The sequence below is a fragment of the Rhizobium sp. WSM1274 genome (assembly GCF_025200775.1).
In the GTDB taxonomy this organism is placed as follows: Bacteria; Pseudomonadota; Alphaproteobacteria; order Rhizobiales; family Rhizobiaceae; genus Rhizobium; species Rhizobium leguminosarum_I.
On sequence record NZ_CP104138.1, the window covers coordinates 777,891 to 798,638 of the forward strand.

20 protein-coding genes and 1 pseudogene are annotated in these 20,748 nt (G+C 62.7%); 10 read left to right on the forward strand and 11 right to left on the reverse strand.

Features of this window, described 5'->3' with window-relative positions; translation table 11 throughout:
• Nucleotides 1–326 precede the first annotated feature (326 nt).
• The 5 genes from N2600_RS03690 to N2600_RS03710 form a co-directional block, all read right to left on the reverse strand.
• Entirely contained in the window at nucleotides 327–1,016 is a 690-nt protein-coding gene (locus N2600_RS03690) for an HAD family hydrolase (RefSeq protein ID WP_017963159.1), read from the reverse strand.
• A gap of 189 nt (nucleotides 1,017–1,205) precedes the next feature.
• Entirely contained in the window at nucleotides 1,206–3,038 is a 1,833-nt protein-coding gene (locus N2600_RS03695; RefSeq protein ID WP_260298011.1) for a methyl-accepting chemotaxis protein, read from the reverse strand.
• A gap of 222 nt (nucleotides 3,039–3,260) precedes the next feature.
• Complete coding sequence (locus N2600_RS03700) at nucleotides 3,261–3,704, reverse strand: hypothetical protein (protein ID WP_222281480.1); 444 nt, start codon at nucleotides 3,702–3,704, stop codon at nucleotides 3,261–3,263.
• Nucleotides 3,705–3,713: 9 nt separating this feature from the next.
• The gene (locus N2600_RS03705) at nucleotides 3,714–4,064 is read right to left on the reverse strand and encodes a hypothetical protein (protein WP_170278581.1); all 351 of its coding nucleotides are present in this window, start codon (nucleotides 4,062–4,064) and stop codon (nucleotides 3,714–3,716) included.
• A gap of 52 nt (nucleotides 4,065–4,116) precedes the next feature.
• Nucleotides 4,117–4,689 (reverse strand): hypothetical protein, encoded by a 573-nt coding sequence (locus N2600_RS03710; RefSeq protein WP_222281481.1) that lies wholly within the window; start codon nucleotides 4,687–4,689, stop codon nucleotides 4,117–4,119.
• A 287-nt stretch (nucleotides 4,690–4,976) separates the two neighbouring features.
• On the opposite strand from N2600_RS03710, the gene N2600_RS03715 reads away from it, so the two are divergent.
• Together N2600_RS03715 and N2600_RS03720 are read left to right on the forward strand one after the other, a co-directional pair.
• A complete protein-coding gene (locus N2600_RS03715; protein ID WP_222387140.1) occupies nucleotides 4,977–5,198 on the forward strand; it encodes a hypothetical protein in 222 nt (73 codons plus the stop codon).
• A 297-nt stretch (nucleotides 5,199–5,495) separates the two neighbouring features.
• The gene (locus N2600_RS03720) at nucleotides 5,496–5,873 is read left to right on the forward strand and encodes an oxidoreductase (protein ID WP_170258440.1); all 378 of its coding nucleotides are present in this window, start codon (nucleotides 5,496–5,498) and stop codon (nucleotides 5,871–5,873) included.
• A gap of 393 nt (nucleotides 5,874–6,266) precedes the next feature.
• Here N2600_RS03720 and N2600_RS03725 read toward each other — a convergent pair whose 3' ends face one another.
• Nucleotides 6,267–6,953, reverse strand: coding sequence for an ArsR/SmtB family transcription factor (locus tag N2600_RS03725; protein ID WP_170258439.1), 687 nt, complete (start codon nucleotides 6,951–6,953; stop codon nucleotides 6,267–6,269).
• Between the two features lie 69 nt (nucleotides 6,954–7,022).
• Here N2600_RS03725 and N2600_RS03730 point away from each other — a divergent pair, with 69 nt between their 5' ends.
• The 3 genes from N2600_RS03730 to N2600_RS03740 all read left to right on the forward strand — a co-directional run bounded on the left by N2600_RS03730 (nucleotide 7,023) and on the right by N2600_RS03740 (nucleotide 9,008).
• Nucleotides 7,023–7,352 (forward strand): NIPSNAP family protein, encoded by a 330-nt coding sequence (locus tag N2600_RS03730; protein WP_164055556.1) that lies wholly within the window; start codon nucleotides 7,023–7,025, stop codon nucleotides 7,350–7,352.
• Nucleotides 7,349–7,699 (forward strand): antibiotic biosynthesis monooxygenase family protein, encoded by a 351-nt coding sequence (locus N2600_RS03735; protein WP_017963168.1) that lies wholly within the window; start codon nucleotides 7,349–7,351, stop codon nucleotides 7,697–7,699. Before N2600_RS03730 ends, N2600_RS03735 begins: the two co-directional genes overlap by 4 nt.
• Nucleotides 7,700–7,853: 154 nt before the next feature.
• A complete protein-coding gene (locus tag N2600_RS03740; RefSeq protein WP_260298012.1) occupies nucleotides 7,854–9,008 on the forward strand; it encodes a site-specific DNA-methyltransferase in 1,155 nt (384 codons plus the stop codon).
• 94 nt (nucleotides 9,009–9,102) lie between these two features.
• Here the strand turns inward: N2600_RS03740 and N2600_RS03745 are convergent, their stop codons facing one another.
• From N2600_RS03745 to mutY, 3 genes are read right to left on the reverse strand one after another with little or no spacing between them, the layout of a single operon-like run.
• Nucleotides 9,103–9,468: a nuclear transport factor 2 family protein gene (locus tag N2600_RS03745; protein ID WP_260298014.1), complete on the reverse strand. Its 366-nt coding sequence runs from the start codon at nucleotides 9,466–9,468 to the stop codon at nucleotides 9,103–9,105.
• A gap of 5 nt (nucleotides 9,469–9,473) precedes the next feature.
• Nucleotides 9,474–10,088, reverse strand: a complete 615-nt coding sequence (locus N2600_RS03750) for an HAD family hydrolase (RefSeq protein WP_260298015.1) — start codon at nucleotides 10,086–10,088, stop codon at nucleotides 9,474–9,476.
• A gap of 2 nt (nucleotides 10,089–10,090) precedes the next feature.
• Complete coding sequence (gene mutY, locus N2600_RS03755; protein WP_260298016.1) at nucleotides 10,091–11,194, reverse strand: A/G-specific adenine glycosylase; 1,104 nt, start codon at nucleotides 11,192–11,194, stop codon at nucleotides 10,091–10,093.
• A 108-nt stretch (nucleotides 11,195–11,302) separates the two neighbouring features.
• On the opposite strand from mutY, the gene N2600_RS03760 reads away from it, so the two are divergent.
• The gene (locus tag N2600_RS03760; RefSeq protein WP_222387144.1) at nucleotides 11,303–11,800 is read left to right on the forward strand and encodes a DUF721 domain-containing protein; all 498 of its coding nucleotides are present in this window, start codon (nucleotides 11,303–11,305) and stop codon (nucleotides 11,798–11,800) included.
• Nucleotides 11,801–11,833: 33 nt separating this feature from the next.
• Here N2600_RS03760 and N2600_RS03765 read toward each other — a convergent pair whose 3' ends face one another.
• Nucleotides 11,834–12,199, reverse strand: a complete 366-nt coding sequence (locus N2600_RS03765; protein WP_162119407.1) for a hypothetical protein — start codon at nucleotides 12,197–12,199, stop codon at nucleotides 11,834–11,836.
• Between the two features lie 59 nt (nucleotides 12,200–12,258).
• On the opposite strand from N2600_RS03765, the pseudogene relB reads away from it, so the two are divergent.
• The 3 genes and pseudogenes from relB (at nucleotide 12,259) to N2600_RS03780 (ending at nucleotide 17,149) form a co-directional block, all read left to right on the forward strand.
• Nucleotides 12,259–12,484: pseudogene (gene relB / locus N2600_RS03770) on the forward strand (type II toxin-antitoxin system RelB family antitoxin).
• Nucleotides 12,485–12,697: 213 nt separating this feature from the next.
• Entirely contained in the window at nucleotides 12,698–13,468 is a 771-nt protein-coding gene (locus tag N2600_RS03775; protein ID WP_445944933.1) for a DsbA family protein, read from the forward strand.
• A 219-nt stretch (nucleotides 13,469–13,687) separates the two neighbouring features.
• Nucleotides 13,688–17,149, forward strand: coding sequence for a chromosome segregation SMC family protein (locus N2600_RS03780; protein ID WP_260298019.1), 3,462 nt, complete (start codon nucleotides 13,688–13,690; stop codon nucleotides 17,147–17,149).
• 448 nt (nucleotides 17,150–17,597) lie between these two features.
• On the opposite strand, the gene N2600_RS03785 is transcribed toward N2600_RS03780, so the two are convergent.
• Nucleotides 17,598–17,954 carry a hypothetical protein gene (locus N2600_RS03785; RefSeq protein ID WP_260298021.1) on the reverse strand — a complete coding sequence of 119 codons (357 nt, stop codon included), beginning with the start codon at nucleotides 17,952–17,954 and terminating at the stop codon, nucleotides 17,598–17,600.
• 62 nt (nucleotides 17,955–18,016) lie between these two features.
• On the opposite strand from N2600_RS03785, the gene ppdK reads away from it, so the two are divergent.
• On the forward strand, nucleotides 18,017–20,725 hold the full coding sequence (gene ppdK, locus N2600_RS03790) for a pyruvate, phosphate dikinase (RefSeq protein WP_260298022.1): 2,709 nt from the start codon (nucleotides 18,017–18,019) through the stop codon (nucleotides 20,723–20,725).
• Nucleotides 20,726–20,748 lie beyond the last annotated feature (23 nt).

Below are 20,748 nucleotides of genomic sequence, written 5' to 3' on the forward strand. Positions count from 1 at the left end.
GACAGCCTTGTTGAGAGCGGTCGCGGACCGGTTCAGGACGTAACCGGCCTCAGTCAAAGTGAGAGCGTGGGTAGCAGGCATAAGCGTTCCCTTGCTAATTGATCTCCAATATAGGGATGATTTAAGCGCGTAGCAAGGAAAGATCGAACGACAGCTTCATTGCCGTCCTCAATTCCGCGCCGATTGGCGCAGAGGTGCGAAACCCATTTCTCAGCTTCGATTTATTCAGGTTCTAGAACACCGATGTCAGCGGGGCTTGAAGCTGCCGCTGTCCCGATCAGAATCGTCGGCATAGTCACAGATCGCGGCTCAGAACCTAAGGCGCCTCAGAGAACGCCTTCCCAGGCCGCCAGTGCGGCAACGACGCCTGGCAGGTCGTTCATGCGGGAGATTGCCGTTTCGGCGCCGGCATCCGTCAATTTGTCGGCATGGGCGGGATAGCTGTGCGAGGCGCCGGTAAAGCCGATGACGCGCATGCCGGCGGCACGCGCCGCATGCACGCCGTGGACGGAATCCTCGACCACGACGACCTTGTCGGGCGAAACGCCCATCTGGCTTGCGCCATGCAGGAAGATGTCGGGCTTCGGCTTGACGCGGTCGGGGCCAAGATCCTTGGCGGAGAAAATATTCGGCGCAAACAGCGGCTTGAGGCCCACCTTGGTGAGCATCATGTCGAGCCGCTTGGTGCTCGAATTCGAGCAGATGCAGCGCTTCATTGCCAGCCTGGAGACGGCGAATTCGATGCCCGGAATGGCTTGGACGTCCTGCGCCAATCTGAGGTCGAGCAGATGCTCCGACTTGTCGAGCAGGGAGGCCGAAAACGGGATGCTTGCCTCGCGCTCGATCTGCAGCAGGATGTTGCGCCACGTCATGCCGGCGAAGCGCTCGCCCATTTCCTCGGCGCTGATCGGATATCCGGCCTCTGTCAGAAGTCCGGATTCGACCTCAGCCGCGATGATTTCCGAATCGACGAGAACGCCGTCGCAATCGAAGATGATGAGGTCGAAGCCGTCCATAATGTTTCACGCCTTGCTGAAAGTCTGGGTCTTGTCCGGGAATGCTGCGGCTTTACACGATGCCCGGCCAAAGCTCAACCTGATCTCAAGCATGGCTGCGATGCGGCAGCCGCCCGGCTCCCTGGCGGTTGCCGGATCGGTCGTGTCGGGTTGACTTGGGACCGAACAATGGCGAGCAGATAGCAGCCGTCAGGCCGCCAGCTGCCCACCCCGACGTCCAGTTACAGATTGCGTCGGCGCTGTCGCCCGAAGCTTGAACCGGGAAACGAGTTCGCGCAGCGTGGCGGCTTCCTGGGCAAGCTGGCCGGATGCCGCGGTGGATTGCTCCACCATTGCCGCGTTCTGCTGGGTCACCTGGTCCATGGAGTTGACCGCGGTGTTGACTTCGGCAAGGCCGGTCGACTGCTCTCTGGCCGACACGGCAATTGCATCCATGTGCTGATTGATGCGGGCAATCTGTTCGCTGATCGCCTTCAGAACCTGGCTGGTGTCGAGAACCAGTTTGACGCCGCTTTCCACTTCCACCGAGGATTTCTGGATGTGGCCTTTGATTTCCTTTGCCGCCTGGGCCGATCGCTGGGCGAGCTCGCGAACTTCCTGGGCCACCACCGCAAAGCCCTTGCCGGCGTCTCCGGCGCGCGCCGCTTCGACGCCGGCGTTCAGCGCCAGCAGATTGGTCTGGAAGGCGATCTCGTCGATCACGCCGATAATGCTGGAGATCTGCTGGGACGAAGCCTCGATGCGGCGCATGGCCTCTTCGGCATGCGACACGACCTCCGAAGACTTGACGGCATTGCGGTTTGCATCGGTCGCTTCAGTGCGTGCCTCGTCGGTGCGCTTGCTCGAGTTCGAGACATTGGCGGTGATCTGGTCGAGTGCCGCGGCGGTTTCTTCGAGAGCGGCTGCCTGCTGTTCGGTTCGTTTGGACAGATCGCCGGCCCCGGACGCGATTTCCCTGGTGCCTTCGTCGATCGCGGCAACAGCGGTCGCGATCGCGCCGAGCGTCTGATCGAGCTGCCGGATCGACATGTTGAAATCATGCCGGAGGTTTTCAAAGTCCGGGGCGAAGGGCTCGTCGATCTGGAAGGCGAGATCGCCGGATGCAAGCCGCTTCAGGCCTGCGGCGAGGCCTGATGTCGCTGCCCGCAGCCGAACGGCTGCATCTTCGTCAGCCTGCTTTCGGGCCGTGATCCGCTCGGCTTCGCCCTGCAATCGGGCTGCCTCGGCGTCCTGCTCGAGTTGCTTGTTGGCAATCGCCGCCTGGCGGAAGACTTCGACGGCCGATGCCATCGTTCCGATTTCATCGGTGCGGCCGATCCCGCTGCAGGCAATGGCTGTGTCACCGCCGGCGAGCTTTTGCATATCGTTGGAAAGCGAAAGGATCGGCTTGGTGACGGTCTTGCGGGTCAGGAAATAGAGGCCATAGGCGAAGAGCGCGGCCAAGCCCAGAAGTGCTTTCAGAACGATATCGACCGAAGCTTTTATCTCGGAGCTGTGCTTGGAAATATCGTCCGACGCCGCCGTGATCTGGTCTCCGGCCTGTTCCATGGCCGTTTCCAGCGTCGAGAACTGCGCCATGAAATCCGGCAATGCCTTCAACGCCGCGGTGGGATCCTTGCCGGCGAGATCGACCATCGCAGTGGCGCTTTCCATATAGGCAAGCAGGGGACGTTCGACGCCGGCGAGGATCGTTTTGGTCTTGTCGTCGGTGGCAAGCGCCTTGTTGGCGTCGATCATCTCGCGGAACGACGCCTCGTGCTCCACCAGATCTGCCTTCACCGCGTCAGCGCCGATGCCCGCTGCCGGGTTGGATGCCAGCATCGATGCGAGTACGTCGGCGCGCAGCGCGTCGTGCATCATGTCGGCCTGCATGTGGTTGCGCAGAATTTGCGCTGACTGGCTGACATCGGCGCTGTTTGCGGTAAGAATGGAGGCCGACCAGATACCGACGCCTGTTGCGCCGCCTGCCAACCCGAAAATCGCAATGCTCGCGATGATGATCTTATGCTGGATCGATGCCATGACAGGATTCTCACGTTAATTCAGAACGTGAGAATACCGGAACATGCTTAATGATTTCTCAGCGTTACCTCGCTTGGCTGAATTAAAACAACAGGTTGCATCCCCCGTAACTCCCGGCAATGCTGATCCGTCTGGCGCCGTGGAGCGGATGTCTGCAGCGGACCGCCTCGGGCGCCAGAAGGCGATGCGCGATACTTGTCTGCGAGGGCGAGCCCTATCCGGCTATTGTTCCGGCAGGATGATCTTCTTATTGGTGGTGCTCTTGACCGGCTTCTCGCCGGGGACGTGCGACATCGTGCGCGTCGTGCTATCCAGCGTGCTGCCGTCGGTGCTGGTCTTTGTGCGAGACTTGCTGAACGTCCCTTTGTCCACAGCCTGGGCTTTGGTCTGGGCCTTCAGCTGGTCGCCATTGTCGTTGACGTGGGTCTTGCTTTGCGCCTTTCCATCGGTCGTGGCTGCACTTCCCCCCGATCCGATCGAAGAGGTGGTGCCGTCGTCGGTACGGCAAGTGCCGGCCGTTCCGAGCGAACTGGCGGATGTGCCGCCTGCCGAGGCGCTTCCGGCCGATCCGACCGTTCCGGCCGCGATGCAATCCTCGGCAAGGACGGCCGGGGTCGACGCCAGCAGCGCGATCGAGGCGGCCGCGATAAGGTTGATAGGTTTCATTGCCATCTCCTACTTCTTGGGTTTCGTAACCGAGCAGGTTCCGTCGGACCGTTTGGTGATGACGGTGCCGTCAGGCCGGGTGATGCTCGCGGTCGAAAAGCTGTCGACGCTTCCCGATCCAGCCGAGGAGCCGGCGGAGGAGGATGACGAAGAGGTACCGGTCGATCCGCCGCCGGTCGTGGTCGATGAGGAAACATGACCGTTGCCGGCGGTTACGGTGGACGACATGTCTCCCTGCGACGACTGAGACTGGACGATGGTGCACGTCGTGCCGTCGTCGAGCTTGATCTCCTCGGACATTGCCTGTCCGGCGATCAGGGCGAGTGAAGCGCCCATTGCGATTGTGGAAAAGTTGGTCATTGGTCTATCTCCAAGGGATTGGCCGACGCCATCAAGGCGCCGGCCGACATCGTCAGCAGTCTTTGGTGCCGGCGGCGTCCTTCTTGACCTGTCCGGGTGCACAGCCCTTCTTGCCCTTATTATCGTGAGAGCTTCCCGCAGCGCTGCCGCCGGTGCCGACTGTGCTGCCGGTCTTGTCTCCGTCCGCTGACGAAGCACCGGTTCCGACGCTCGAGGCCGAGTTCGCGTCGCCCGAGCCTGCGGCGGAGCCGCCGGTGCCGACCGAGCTGCTGGAGGTGCCGCCGCCGGCCGACGAACCGCCGGTGCCAAGCGTCGAAGCAGACCCAGAGCCGGAGCCCGAGCCCGCAGCGGAGCCGCCGGTGCCGACGGAGCTGCTCGATGTACCGCCGCCGGCCGATGAGCCGCCGGTGCCGAGCGTCGAGGACGAGCCGGAATTACAGTTGGTAGCGCCGGCAGGGCAGGTGCCCCCGGCAGAGCTGCCACCAGTACCGATCGTGCTGCTCGCAGTTCCGCCGCCGGCCGACGAACCGCCGGTGCCGACGGTGCTAGACGATTGGGCGAAGCCGGAAACAGCCGTGCCGGCCAGAAGGGCGGCCGCCAAGGCCAGATGTGTTGCCTTCATCATGGTGTATTCCTCCGTTTGTTTCTAACGTGCCGTCGCATCCGGAATGGATGGATAGCTGTCTGACAAACTTGGCTCTCACCCCACTGTTCCTGTCTTAGGCCCTCAGTCGGATGGGCCTCAGACCTTGGTCCGATCCTCGCCGCCATGGTTGACGATCGAGCACGATGGGAGCGCGTTCCCGCCCGTCCGGCTGTTCGGAACTCCGACATTTCCTGGCTGGCGCGACACCATCCTCATTGCGGGCTCACCGGCTCGGGCGTAGCATGCGGGGCAAGAGGAGAGGGGACATGAGGCTTGCAGCGTTCGTCCGGTCGGCGGCAGCCGTAGCGCTGCTGTTTGCCTCCACATCCACCGACGTCACCGCCAAGGGCGGCAAGCACCACCACAACCGAACCTGCGCCCAGATGCAGGCGATGATGGATCATGGTCTGACCGGCGGCAAACATGTCGGGGATGGGCCCGAAAAGAGAGCCAAGCTCGAAAAGAAGATGAGGAAGAAGGGCTGCTAAGCGCTGGGTAACCTGCGAGAGCCGACGACGGGTGCGTAGCTGCGCGAAATCAAGGAGGATGAAAGCATCCTCGGTGCAGCCGAGAGCAATCACGCGGCGCTGGCCCTCACGCCGGCGGCACGGCGGGCGCATGTGCGGCAGGAAGATGAAAAGAGGGCAGCTGCGTGAGGGCCGGGAAGGTTAAGCGGCGCGCTTGAAACCGTCGTGAGACGGCAAGATCCCGCGCATTTTCATCGGAACAAATCGAAGGAATCCCGGTTCGCACACCATCCCTGGTGAAGCAAAAAGGAGATTCCAATGCTTCTGAGACTGCTCGCAGTAACAGCGCTTTCACTTGGCCTGACAACGGCCGCCATCGCACAATCCGGCGGCGGCAGCGGCGGTTCCGGATCCGGCTCCGGCAGCAGCAGCGGCGCGTCCGGCTCCGGTAGCGGCAGCGGGTCGGATTCCGGTTCCGGCGGCACGGGATCCGGCAATTCGGGCTCCGGCAATTCGGGCTCTGGCAATTCGGGCGCGAATTCGACAGATGGAGGAGGCGCAGGAGGAATGAACGGCGTCAACAACTCCGGCGGCGATCCGGACGATTGCCAGCGTCAGCAGGCAGGCCAGCCCGGCAATTCGGCACCCTCCGGCACGACGACAAACAAGCCGGATTCCGCCACCGCCTGCCAATAGAAGACGCATCCGATTATGACTGGATCCCTGGCAGCGCCTCCACGGCAAGCTGCCTGAGCTGACGCCATGCTCCGGTTGTGCCTATTTGTGAAAAGCTATGACTGGCGAGCTGTCATCCGCAGAATGCTGCTCATCTGCGGTCGGCACGCTCCACCAGACCTCATCCTGAGGTGCGCAGCCCGCAGGGCGAAGCCTCGAAGGACACGCCGAGACGCTTCTCCTTGCCTCTATCAACGCCGGTGCACCCGCCTCGCCCTTCGAGGCCCTGCGGGCACCTCAGGTGAGGCTCTCTTGGGTGCTGGCGTTCTGGGGCATTGGCGCAATGGGAGCCGGATGGGTGGTGAAGAGCTAGAGCCGGGATCGCGCGCCAACATTTTTTAGATCCGTCCCGACCTATGAATCGACCGGAAAGAGCATCAGAAATTGCCGGTCGCCTTCCGGTGAAAACAGGATGGAGCGGCTTTCCGCCGTGCGCCGCGCCCAGCCTTTGTCGAGGAAGCTCGAGAGTAGGGCCTTGCCGAGGCTGCCGGCCAGATGGGCGCGTCTTTCGCTCCAGTCGAGGCAGGAGCGGCAGAGCGGGCGGCGCGAGGATCTGAGGTCGCTGACATCGATGCCGATGCATTTGAGGTCGCTTTCACCTTTTTCCGTCAGCGCCAGGCCATCGCCGACCGCGTCGATCGATCCGGAAGCGATCAGGCTGTCGAGCATGCGCACGCCGTAATCGCCGGCAAGGTGATCGTAGCAGATGCGCGCCTTGCGCAGCCCCGGCTCCTTCGGGCCCGGCTGGTGACGCAGATGGCCGCGCCCGGCGGCAAAACCCATCATGCTTTCGATCAGCCGGGCAGCGGCTTCGTCGGCCAGCGTGAAATAACGGTGGCGGCCCTGCTTGCGCTGGGCGAGCAGCCCGCCGGCCTCAAGCTTGGCAAGATGCGTGCTCGCCGTCTGTACGGTGATGCCGCCGACGCCGGCAAGCTCGGTCGCCGTCAGCGCCCGGCCGCCGGTGAGTGCCGCCAGCATGTTGGCGCGCGCTGGATCGCCGATGAGCGCGCCGATCTGCGCAATGTCAGGACCTTCCTTCATAGTTCGATCGTAACCGAAGCATCGCAGTCACGCAATGTGCGAAAACGTGAAGAGCCAAAGGAGAAAACCATGATCACCTGCTTCATCCGATACGAGATCGACCCTTTCAAGAAGGAGGCGTTTGCCGAATATGCCCGCAACTGGGGCCAGGCGATTCCGAAGAACGGCGCCGACCTGATCGGCTATTACGGCCCGCATGAGGGATCGGCGACGACGGCTTACGGCGTCTACAATATCGAAAGCCTCGCCGCTTACGAAGCCTATCGTGCCCGGCTGGCTGCCGACCCGCTCGGACGCGAGAATTACGAATTTGCCAGACGCGAAGGCTTCATCTTGAAGGAGGATCGCATCTTTCTCAAAAATGTCTCCGCTCCTCACGCCAAGCTGGTGCTGTCATGATCGCCGTCATCTTCGAAGTCGTGCCCTATATGGGCGAACGCCACAAATATCTCGATCTCGCCGGCGAGTTGCGCGGCGAACTCGAAAAGATCGACGGTTTCATCTCGATCGAGCGTTTCGAGAGCCTGACGACACGCGGCAAGCTGCTGTCGCTCTCGTTTTTCCGCGACGAGGAGGCGGTGAAGGAATGGCGCAATCTCGAAGCTCACCGGGCAGCCCAGCAGGCCGGCCGCGGCGGCATCTTCGCCGACTATCGCCTGCGCATCGCCAGTGTGGTGCGCGATTACGGCATGTTCGAACGCGACGAAGCGCCGGCCGATAGCCGCAAAGTTCATGATGCGGCCTGATCGCCGGCGGCCGGCCGGCATCGGGCAACGTTTGCCGCTTACTCATCGGGCACCCGAATAAATTCCCGAAATCGGCCACTGCTTCAGGCTTTGGTAACTAAGTTGCGTAACCATAACGGACAGTTAAGCGTAGAGCGTATGAGTGAGTATTTAAATGGCATCAGTTTTTCCGCTTGCCGACCTCAAGGCTTCCGTCAAGTCGGATTCCCGGCCGGGATCCCGGACGGATTCCTGGGTTGACACGATCATCAAGGGCGACTGCGTCAGCGCCCTTGAAGCTCTGCCCAGCCACTCCGTCGATATCATATTTGCCGATCCGCCGTATAATCTGCAACTCGGCGGAACGCTGCATCGTCCCGATCAATCGCTGGTCGATGCCGTCGACGACGAATGGGATCAGTTCGCCTCCTTCGAGGCCTATGACGCCTTCACCCGCGCCTGGCTGCTGGCTTGCCGCCGCGTGCTGAAGCCCACCGGGTCGATCTGGGTGATCGGCTCCTACCACAATATCTTCCGCGTCGGCGCCACGCTGCAGGATCTGAATTTCTGGATCCTCAACGACATCATCTGGCGCAAGACCAACCCGATGCCGAATTTCAAGGGCCGCCGTTTCCAGAACGCCCATGAGACGATGATCTGGGCAAGCCCCAGCGCCAAGGCCAAGGGCTATACCTTCAATTACGATGCGCTGAAGGCCGCCAATGACGACGTACAGATGCGTTCCGACTGGCTCTTCCCGATCTGCAGCGGCGGCGAGCGGCTGAAGGGCGAGGACGGCAAGAAGGCGCATCCGACGCAGAAGCCGGAAGCGCTGCTTGCCCGCGTCATCATGGCCTCGACCAAGCCCGGCGATATCGTGCTCGATCCCTTTTTCGGCTCGGGAACGACGGGCGCCGTCGCCAAGCGTCTCGGCCGCCACTTCGTCGGCATCGAGCGCGAGCAGGATTATATCGATGCGGCCTCGGCCCGCATCGCTGCCGTCGAGCCGCTCGGCAAGGCGGAGCTGACCGTCATGACAGGCAAGAAGGCCGAAGTCCGCGTCGCCTTCAACGTGCTTGTTGAAAGCGGCCTGATCAAGCCCGGCCAGGTGCTAACCGACGCCAAGCGCCGCTTTAGCGCGATTGTCCGCGCCGACGGCACGGTAGCATCAGGCGGCGAGGCCGGCTCCATTCATCGTCTCGGCGCCAAGGTGCAGGGTCTCGATGCATGCAACGGATGGACCTTCTGGCATTTCGAAGACGGGCAGTCCCTGCGCCCGATCGACGATCTCAGGTCCGTCATCCGCAGTGATCTGGCAAAGGTGGAGTGAGCGCCCCGCTGGCAGATCGAAATACTTCTTCCGATTTCCCTCCAGTTGCGGAAGAAAACCAAGGCGCCCGGGGTCAAACCCGGGCGTCCTCTATTCAAAAATCCCGGTAGTCGGTGACCTCGACCCGAGTGACGCGGCCTTCTGCGTTGAAGGTGATCGTCTCCTCACCGTCGCGGATCAGCGGTTTGCCCGTCTTGCTGTGGGTGGCGCGCACCGACCAGACCGACCGGCCGGAGAGCGGCGTCAACGTTTCCACCAGCGAATTTTCCGCCGTCTGATCGGGATAGTCGTCGAAATAACGCCGGAAGGCGGCCATGATCTCGGCGCGGCCGGTGAGATCGCCGACGCCGTTCGAGACATAGGTCGCATCCTCGGCGAAATAGGCCTCGATGGCCGGAAAATCGAGGGCATTGATGGCGGCGTGAAAACGTTCGATCTCTTCTGCGGGGTCGAAAATCATGAGCCTCAGACCTTCAATCCATAAGCGGCAAGATCGCTGCGCAGCTTCTCAGGCCCCGAAAACAACACCGCATTCCAGCCGAAAGCCCTGGCGCCTTCGACATTGAGCGGCGCGTCGTCGATGAAGATCGTCGCTGCCGGATCGAGGCCGAAACTTTTCGTATGGGTCTCGTAGATGGCGATATCGGGCTTAATCAGGCCGACATCGCCGGAAACCGTGACGCCGCGCGGTTTGGTCAGGAAGGGGAAGCGTTGCTGCGCCTCGCGGAACGTGTCGGAGGCGAAGTTTGTCAGCATCGTCACGTCGCGCCCTTCGGCAATCAGCCCTTCCATGATCGCGACGCTGTCGTCATAGGCGTGCGGCACCATCTCGTGCCAATATTTGCGGAAGGCGCGGATATGCTCCTCACGCGCCGGATGCTGTTTAATCAGCAGCGCTTCGGCCTCCGCCCAGGTGCGGCCGCGGTCCTGCTCGATGTTCCAATCATGGGTGCAGATATTGGCGAAGAACCAGTTGCGCTCGGTCTCATCAGGGATGAGGCGGCTGAAGGGAAGATGCGGATCGTAATGAATTAGGACTTTGCCGATATCGAAAACGATATGTCTTATGTCGGTTGTCATGGTCATCCCTTGGATGTTTTAAACGCGAGAGGAATAGCCGCTGCGATCGCTTTTTTCATGATTGTCGGCAGCGCCTGGGCTTCAAGATTTGTAACCGGCTCCCACCATCCGTCATTCGGGCCGTCATGCATGGCGACTTTGGTCGCAATCGCCGCGCGCCAGATCGAAAGCCTGAGTTCGAAATGGGTGAAGATATGGATGACGGTGCCGGAGGCCTGCCACGCCGCTTCGAAGGGCGCGGCGACAGCCGAGGTCTCGCCGTCGATGCGCGCCGTCCACGCCGTCGTCGGCACCTCGGTCATGCCGCCGAGCAGGCCGCTGTCGATGCGCCGCCTGAGCAGGATCTCGCCATCAGCGGTCACCGCGATGAAGGCCGCGCCATATCTGACCGGCTTCTCCTTCTTTGCCGCCTTCACCGGAAAAAGCTCGGGATCGGAAAGCTTCAGCGCCTCGCACGCACCACGGAACGGACAGAGCGAACAGGCCGGTCGTTTCGGCGTGCAGATCGTCGCGCCGAGATCCATCATCGCCTGGGCGAAATCGCCGGGCCGATCGGCAGGCGTCAGCAGCGCCACCTTCTTTCTCATCGCGGGTTTGGCGGCCGGTAGCGGCGTGGCGATCGCATAGAGCCTGGAAATCACCCGCTCGACATTGCCATCCATGACAGCCGCCTGCCGGTTAAAGGCGATTGCCGCGACGGCGGCGGCCGTATAGTCGCCAATTCCGGGCAGGGATTTGAGGCCCTCTTCGGTACCGGGAAAGATACCGCCATGCTCGTTCGCCACCGCTTCGGCGCATTTCTTCAGGTTGCGGGCCCGCGCATAATAGCCGAGCCCCGCCCAGGCGGCCATGACAGCATCGTTTTCGGCTGCGGCAAGATCGGTCACCTCGGGCCAGCGCTTAAGAAACCGTTCGAAATAGGGTTTGACCGCCTGCACCGTCGTCTGCTGCAGCATCACCTCGGACAGCCAGACGCGATAGGGGTCGGGCTTGACGCCGCGGGTCGCCATACCGGGCGAAACGCGCCAGGGCAGCTCGCGGTGGTGGCGATCGTACCAGTCGAGCAGGGGCTTTGCTGAGGGCGTGTCGAGTGTGGTGATCGTCATGATTTGCCGCAATGGGGGGAAGTGCCTATACTTGGCGAAGCAATGCCGCGCGATCAAGTCGCCTGTGCGAATTGGCATGCGAATTGGCGGCGTCGCTGAAGGGTTTCGATGAGTTATCCACGCAAAGGTGCAAAACAGATTTCCGAGCTGGCTAACGGGCTGATCGATCCCGTGCTAGCGCGGCGCGCTGGCATCAACACGGCGCTGCTCGGCTCGTGGAGCGAAATCGCCGGCGAGGATTTCGCCGATTGCACCCGGCCGGAAAAGATCGCCTGGGCCCGCGGCGGCAATGAGACCGGCGGCTTCCGCCCCGGCGTGCTGACGATTGCCTGCGAGGGCGCGCGTGCGCTGTTTCTCACCCATGCCCAGGGCGAACTCATCCAGCGCATCAACAGCTTCTTCGGCTTTGCCGCCGTTCACCAGATCCGCATCGTCCAGAAGCCGGTCTCACAAGCCATCCGCCGCTCCCGCACCCCGCCGCCGCTAAAGGGCGAAGCCGCCCGCAAGCTCGAAGGCATGATGGACGGGATAGAGAACGACAAGCTGCGCCAAGCGATCCAGCGCTTAGGGACCGCGGTGATGGGCAAGCGGGGGAATCAACGCTGATGAGCAAGACGCCCAAGTTTACCGGCAACGCGCTTAGTTTTTTGATCCTGCTTCGACAAGCTCACGGGTTACAGCGAATTCCGTCCTGCCCGAGATCGAGCTATAAGGCTCGCACTGTGTGATTGCATCGGCGATCAACGGGGCTGCCGTTTTTTCCCATTCGGAAGGCGGCGTGCGGAAGTTGATCGATAAAAAGTCTGCAGATCCGTCCTTGATTACCGCAACAACCATGAAGTCATAAGCGCTCGGCGCGTCCGCAGGCAGCTTTAGACATTTAAGCATCTGATTGAAAACAACATTGCCGCCCTCTTCAGAGGCAAGCACGCTCGTGACGTTCATGGCCGATACGACAGAGGCAATAAGCAAGCCGTAGAGAAAAGTCTTAGTCAAAGAATGCATTCAAAATTCCCCCCTGAATAGTCGTCTGCTATACCTGTAGAGCAGACTGGAGAAAAGTCATGCTGGTCTTGGAGTTGCCCCCTGATATCGAAGCGCGGCTGATTGAGCTTTCGAGGCGTGCCGGCCGCAGCAAGAGTTTCTATGCGGGGCAAGCCATCATCGGGCATCTCGACGACCTCGAAGATATCTATCTTGCCGAAAAACGCCTGGAAGAGTTTCGTCGCGAAGAGAGCGATACCCGTGCTGCTGGCCGAGCTGTTGGCGCGTCATGGCTTGGATAACTGAGTTTCATCGAGCAGCCGGTACGAGGTAGGCAACCCTTGCGATCTCTGCCGGTGAAATCGGGCAAAAGCTCCAATCTCGCAATTTTTGATCTATGGTCTTCCCGCGGTCACAATTCTTTGAAGGAAGTTGGTGATCCGTGCCTTGTGAGCGGCCGCCAGCCGTTATATCGCACAGTCATGCCGTCAATCTCATATTTATGGGGAATCCATGCAGATGTCCGAAATGCAACTGACGAAACGCCGCTTGCTCAGCGGTATCGCCATCGCCGCAGCTGCCGTCGCGCTTGTCGCCTGCAACGACAGCAAGGACGCTGCCGATGCTTCGTCCTCCGGCAAGACCTTGGCTGACGGCACCAATGTCGACACCATGCAGACGGCCGCGACGGCGGCGACCGACATGCCGCAGTCCGACGGCGATGTCGACATGACAGAAGTGCTGAAGCCTGGCGCGCTGCCGGAAATGGCGCTGGGGAAGGCCGACGCCCCGGTCAAGATCGTCGAATATATGTCGATGACCTGCCCGCATTGCGCCCATTTCCACAACACCACCTTCGATGCGATCAAGCAGAAATACGTCGACAGCGGCAAGGTGCAGTTCATCATCCGCGAATTCCCCTTCGACCCGCGCGCTGCCGCAGCCTTCATGCTTGCCCGCTGCAGCGCTTCCAATCCGGAGCAGTTGAGCACGCCGGAACAGTATTTCCCGATGGTTTCGATGCTCTTCAAGCAGCAGCAGGTCTGGGCCGCCGCCGATGATGGCCGCGGCGCACTGCTGCAGATGTCGAAGCTTGCCGGATTTACTGAGGATAGCTTCACGAAATGCTTGACGAACCAGAAGCTTCTGGATGAAGTGAACGCCACGCGGGAAAGAGGTTCCAAGGATTTCGGCGTCAACGCCACACCGACTTTCATTATCAATGGCAAGCGCTACTCTGGAGACATGCCGGTTGACACCATGTCGAAGCTCATCGACAGCCTGCTCTGAACCGGATCGTTTCGATAGAACGGGCGACGGCGAAAGCCGTGCGCCCGTTTTTCGTTTTCAGCGCAGTTTGCAGGTGTGGCCCCCTCATCCGCCTGCCGGCACCTTCTCCCCGCTGGGGCGAAGGGGATTTGCCGCAGCGTCTCGATTCCCTCTTCTCCCCAGCGGGGAGAAGGTGCCCGTAGGGCGGATGAGGGGGCTTCCTGCCGTGGATATTTCCGCATGAAGTTCAACAAGCTGCGCCTGGTCGGCTTCAAATCCTTCGTCGAGCCGACGGAATTCATCATCGAGCGGGGACTGACCGGCGTTGTCGGCCCGAACGGCTGCGGCAAGTCCAACCTTGTCGAGGCGCTTCGCTGGGTGATGGGCGAGAATTCCTACAAGAACATGCGCGCCTCCGGCATGGACGACGTGATCTTTTCGGGCTCGGGCAACCGCCCGGCGCGCAACACCGCCGAAGTGGCGCTCTATCTCGACAATGGCGAGCGCACCGCGCCTGCCGCCTTCAACGACAGCGACGAGATCCAGGTCACCCGCCGCATCGAGCGTGAACAGGGCTCGCTCTATCGCATCAACGGCAAGGAAAGCCGCGCCAAGGACGTGCAGCTGCTGTTTGCCGACGCCTCCACCGGCGCGCGTTCGCCCTCGATGGTCGGGCAGGGGCGCATCGGCGAGCTGATCCAGGCAAAGCCGCAGGCCCGCCGCCAGCTGCTCGAAGAGGCGGCCGGAATCTCCGGCCTGCATTCCCGCCGCCACGAGGCCGAGCTGCGGCTGCGCGCCGCCGAAGGCAATCTCGAGCGTCTCGACGACGTCACCTCGCAGCTCGAAAGCCAGATCGAGAGCCTGAAGCGCCAGGCCCGCCAGGCAAACCGCTTCAAGACGCTGTCTGCCGATATCCGCGCCCGCGAGGCGATGCTGCTGCATATCCGCTGGGTGCAGGCCAAGGAAGCCGAGGCCGAGGCCGACAGTGCCTTGAACCAGGCGACATCCGTCGTCGCCGAAAAGGCGCAGATGCAGATGGAGGCGGCGAAGAACCAGGCTGTCGCCAGCCTGAAGCTGCCGGAACTGCGCGAGGGCGAAGCGCGTGCCGCCGCAGCCCTGCAGCGCCTGCAGATCGCCAGAAGCCAGCTGGAGGAGGATGCCGGCCGCATTCTGCGCCGCCGCGACGAGCTGACCCGCCGTCTCGCCCAGCTTGCCGAGGACATCAGCCGCGAAGAGCGGCTGGTCGCCGACAATGCCGTCATCCTGGCAAGGCTCGATGCCGAAGAGGCGGAGATTTCGGAAGTCCTCGCCGATTCCGGCCGTTACGCCGAGGAAACCCGCGAGACCTTCGAGGGCGCGGCGGCAAAACTGGCCGATAGCGAACGGATATTCACCCAGCTGACGGCCGAGCGCGCCGAGGCCGCTGCCGGCCGCAACCAGCTGGAACGCGCCATTCGCGATCTCGCCGACCGGCGAATGCGCCTCGAACGGCAGATGGACGAGGCAAACCACGAACTCTCCGCCATCGGCGAGAAGATATCAGGCCTGCCCGATCCTGACGAAAAGCGCGCTATCGTCGAGGCCGGCGAGATCGCCGTCGCCGAGGCGGAGGCGGCGGTGCAGGCGGTCGACCAGGCGCTGGCCGCAGCCCGCCAGACCGAGGCGCTGTCGCGCGCCCCGGTCGAGCAGGCCCGCTCCAGCCTGAATGCGCTGGAAACCGAGGCGCGGACCATTTCCCGCATGCTCGCCGCCGGTGCCACGGCCGGCAAATTTCCGCCGGTTGCCGACGAGCTGAAGGTCGACCGCGGCTTCGAAACCGCACTTGGCGCTGCCCTCGGCGACGATCTGGAATCGCCACTCGCTCCCGAGGCGCCGGCCCATTGGTCGGACAATGGCGATGGTGCCAGCGATCCCGCCCTGCCATCCGGTGTCGCGCCGCTGCTTGCCCATATAAGTGCGCCGGCGGCACTCACCCGCCGGCTGCGCCAGATCGGCCTGGTGGCGGAAGGCGATGCGCAGTCGCTGATGTCGGCGCTGAAGCCCGGCCAGCGGCTGGTGACGAAAGAGGGTGCGGTCTATCGCTGGGATGGCCACGTCACCGGTGCCGATGCCCCGAGTGCTGCGGCCCTGCGCCTGGCCCAGAAGAACCGCCTGGCCGAACTCGAAGGCGAAGCCGCCCTTGCCCGCGACGTGCTTGCCGAAGCCGAAGAGCAGCAGGAAGCCGCTGCCGAAGCGATCCGCGCTGGGGAGCGCCGGCTTGCCGAGGCACGCGACATGAGTCGTCTGTCGGCGCGCCATCTGACTGAGGCGCGCGAGGCGCTTGCCGCCGCCGAGCGTGCCTCCGGCGATCTGATCCGCCGCCGCGATGTCGTCAGCGAGGCTTCAAGCCAGCTGCGGTCGCAGCTGGAGGAGATCGCCGTCCAGGAAGAAAATGCCCGCATCGAGCTGGAGGACGCGCCCGATCTGACTGATATCGACGAGCGGCTGCGGTTCCAGCAGGCGGAAGTTGCGACCGATCGCGGTGCGCTGGCCGAAAGCCGCGCCCGCCATGAGAGCCTCGCCCGCGAAAACGAAGCCCGCCAGCGCCGCATCGTGGCGATCGGCCAGGAGCGCGAGACATGGCGCCAGCGGGCGGCAAGTGCTGAAGACCATGTCGCGACATTGCGCGAGCGCGAGGAAGAGGCGCGCGACGAGGCGGCCGAGCTCGAACTGGCGCCGGATGAATTCGACGACAAGCGCCGCGCTCTGCTCAGCGAATTGCAGAAGGCCGAGGAGGCGCGCCGCCAGGCGAGCGACCTGCTGGCCGAGGCCGAACGCATCCAGCGCGAAGCCGACCAAAAGGCGACGACGGCTCTGTCGGAACTTGCCGAATGCCGTGAACGCCGCGGCCGCGCCGAGGAGCGCCTGGTTTCCGCCCGCGAAAAGCGGCAGGAAAGCGAAGCCCGCATCCGCGAGGTCCTGAACGTCGCGCCGCACGAGGCGCTGCAGCTGACCGGGCGCCCGACCATGCAGGCGCTTCCCGATCCGCGCGAAGTCGAACGCGAGCTGGAACGGCTGAGGATCGAGCGCGAGCGGCTGGGCGCCGTCAACCTGCGCGCCGACGAGGAACAGAAGGAGTTGAGCGAAAAGCTCGAAGCGCTGATCAAGGAACGCGACGACGTCATCGATGCGATCCGCAAGCTGCGCGGCGCCATCCAGAGCCTCAACCGCGAGGGCCGCGAGCGGCTGATTGCCGCCTTCGACATCGTCAATGCCCAGTTCCAGCGGCTGTTCACCCATCTTTTCGGCGGCGGCACCGCCGAGCTGCAGCTGATCGAATCCGACGATCCGCTGGAAGCCGGCCTTGAAATCCTCGCCCGCCCGCCCGGCAAGAAGCCGCAGACCATGACGCTGCTCTCCGGCGGTGAGCAGGCGCTGACGGCGATGGCGCTGATCTTCGCCGTCTTCCTCACCAATCCGGCGCCGATCTGCGTGCTCGACGAAGTGGACGCGCCGCTCGACGACCACAATGTCGAGCGCTACTGCAATCTGATGGACGAAATGGCCGCCTCCACCGAAACCCGCTTCGTCATCATCACCCACAATCCGATCACCATGGCCCGCATGAACCGCCTCTTCGGTGTCACCATGGCCGAGCAGGGCGTCTCCCAGCTCGTCTCCGTCGACCTGCAAATGGCCGAGCGCCTGCGCGAGATTGCCTGAGGTTTTCGACGAACGCGTTTTCTGCGTCGGGGGAAGGGTGATTGTCACTGGACATCCCGGCCCGGGGATTGGCGAGAGCAGCCCCTCATCCGGCTGCCGCCACCTTCTCCCCGTAAACGGGGCGAAGGGACATGCCGCGCCCTCTCCGTTCCCATCTCGCTCTCGCAAGGCACGTCCCCTCTCCCCGTTTCTACGCGGAGAGGGTTAGGGTGAGGGGCAGCCATTAGCGCCAACCGGACAGCAGTGGGCTTGACCCGAGTATCAATGGAGCCGCCCGCGCAGACGCAATTTCCGTAAAGCGACGGCGCAGTTTTGCGCCCAGAAATTGCGCAAAATCAGCTGACAAGCAATAAACACCAAAAAAGGTCGGCTTCCTCGCCCCTCGTAGTCCATTTGGGTGATGCTCTTTTCGCTGACTTGCATTAGAAGTTGTTTCAACGCAACCTAATTACCCTGCTCGAAAACGGGCGATCAACGGTTGTGCATTGTCGAATTTGCGTGCGGTATTCCGGGCGAGGGCAAGAACCGGAAACCGAGAGCAAATCTTGGGAAGGTAGCGATCTGTTTTTCCAGGAATTGCGTAAGACGAGGTCAGGCGGTTCTGCTTTACAAAAAAGCTGAGCCGCTCCTGGGTTGAGGGACCCCCCGTCCGGTTTTCCTGGCCGGACGGAAACAAGGCTTTGCGGGACATTGTTGCTGTCCCGCAAAGCTTTTTTTGTGCCTCGTTTTCTGTTTGGGCAGCTTTCAACCGTTTCAACGCCGGCCGCAGCCAAGATTTATTGTGCAGCGCAACATTCTGCCGCATTTGTCGATTTTCATTTCAACACCAACGGATTAAGCTAACCCCGATTTGGTGTTGGGGGGAAGATGACCAAGTGGGTCTATAGGTTCGGCGACGGGCAGGCTGAGGGCCGGGCGCGCGATCACGAGATTCTGGGCGGCAAGGGCGCCAATCTGGCGGAAATGTGCGCCCTCGGACTTCCGGTGCCGCCGGGGCTGACGATCGTCAGCGACGCCTGCAACACCTATTACAAGAACGGCCGCCACATCGAGGATGCGGTGAAAGCCGAGGTGCGCGCCGGCATATCGGCGATCGAGGCGGTCACCGGCCGCCACTTCGGTTCCGTCAGCCAGCCGCTGCTACTCTCGGTGCGCTCCGGCGCCCGCGTCTCGATGCCGGGCATGATGGACACTGTGCTCAATCTCGGCCTCAACGACGAGACGGTGCAGGCGCTCGGCCACGATGCCGGCGACGCGCGATTTGCCTGGGACAGCTACCGCCGTTTCATCCAGATGTATGCCGATGTCGTCATGGGTCTCGGCAACGACGCCTTCGAGGAGATCCTGGAAGACGAGAAGGCCAAGCTTGGCCATGAATTCGATACCGAACTCAGCGCCTCGGAATGGCAGCATATCGTCTCGCTCTACAAGAAGCTGATCGAGGAGGAGCTGGAGCAGGAATTCCCGCAGGATCCCGAAGTCCAGCTCTGGGGCGCGGTCGGCGCCGTGTTTTCCAGCTGGATGAGCGCGCGTGCGGTCACCTACCGCCAGCTCCACAATATTCCGGAAGGCTGGGGCACGGCGATCAACATCCAGGCGATGGTCTTCGGCAATCTCGGCAATTCGTCGGCAACCGGCGTTGCCTTCACCCGCAACCCCTCGACCGGCGAGAGGGCGCTTTACGGCGAATTCCTGGTCAATGCCCAGGGTGAGGATGTCGTGGCCGGCATCCGCACGCCGCAAAGCATCACCGAGGAGGGGCGGATTTCCTCCGGCTCCGAAAAACCCTCGATGGAAAAGCTGATGCCGGAGGCGTTTCGCGAGCTCTGCCGCATCTGCACCGAGCTCGAAATCCATTACCGCGACATGCAGGATATCGAATTCACCATCGAGCGCGGCAGGCTGTGGATGCTGCAGACCCGCTCGGCCAAGCGCTCGACCCGGGCGGCCATGAAGATCGCCGTCGACATGGTCGACGAGGGAGTGATTACCGAGGACGAGGCGGTGCTGCGCATCGAGCCCTCCAGCCTCGACCAGCTGCTGCATCCGACGATCGATCCGCGCGTCACCCGCCAGGTGATCGGCACCGGATTGCCGGCCTCGCCCGGCGCTGCCACCGGCGCCATCGTCTTCACCGCCGAAGAGGCGGTCGAGGCGGAAGCCGAAGGCCGCAAGGTCATCCTGCTCAGAGTCGAGACCAGCCCCGAGGATATTCACGGCATGCATGCCGCCGAGGGCATTCTGACGACCCGCGGCGGCATGACCAGCCATGCGGCAGTCGTTGCCCGCGGCATGGGCATCCCCTGCGTCGTCGGCGCCGGCACGATGCGCATCGATCAGCGCAACGAGCGGCTGCTCGGCATCGGCGTGACGCTGAAGAAGGGCGATATCATCACCATCGACGGTTCTGCCGGCCAGGTGCTGAAAGGCGAGGTGCCGATGATCCAGCCGGCGCTGTCCGGCGATTTCGGCCGCATCATGGGCTGGGCCGATCGCGCCCGGCGCATGACGGTGCGCACCAATGCCGATACGCCGGCCGATGCGCTGGCCGCGCGCTCCTTCGGCGCCGAGGGCATCGGCCTTTGCCGCACCGAGCACATGTTCTTCGAGGGCGAGCGCATTCATGTCATGCGCGAGATGATCCTTGCCGTCGATGAGAAGGGCAGGCGAGTGGCGCTCGACAAGCTCTTACCGATGCAGCGGCTGGATTTCACCGGCCTCTTCACCGTCATGCACGGCCTGCCGGTGACGATCCGCCTGCTCGACCCGCCGCTGCACGAATTCCTGCCGAAGACCGACGACGAGGTCGCCGAGGTCGCCTTCGCCATGGGCATGGAGGCATCAACCCTTCGCCAGCGCGTCGATGCGCTGCACGAATTCAACCCGATGCTCGGCCATCGCGGCTGCCGGCTGGCGATCTCCTATCCCGAAATCGTCGAGATGCAGGCCCGCGCCATCTTCGAGGCAGCGGTCGCCGCAGCCAAGGAGACTGGGGCTGCCGTCGTGCCGGAGATCATGGTGCCGCTCGTCGGCCTGCGCACCGAGCTCGATTACGTCAAGGCGCGCATCGACGAAGTCGCCGGCGAGGTGATGAGCGAGGCCGGCATGAAGATCGATTATCTCGTCGGCACGATGATCGAGCTGCCGCGCGCAGCGCTCCGCGCCCATGTGATTGCCGAGGCCGCCGAATTCTTCTCCTTCGGCACCAACGACCTGACGCAGACGACCTTCGGCATCTCGCGCGACGACGCCTCGGCCTTCATCCCCACCTATCAGCGCAAGGGCATCATCGAGCACGACCCCTTCATTTCGCTCGATTTCGACGGGGTCGGCGAATTGATCAGCATCGCCGCCGAACGCGGCAGGCGCACCCGCAACGACATGAAACTCGGCATCTGCGGCGAACATGGCGGCGACCCGGCCTCGATCCGCTTCTGCGAAACGATCGGCCTCGATTATGTCTCCTGCTCGCCCTTCCGCGTGCCGATCGCGAGGTTGGCGGCGGCGCAGGCGGTGATTGCAGGCAGTCTGGAAGAGATCCGGCGCGGTGCGAAAGACCTGCGGGCAATCGTGTAGGATATTCGCTGGAGGCCTGGTGC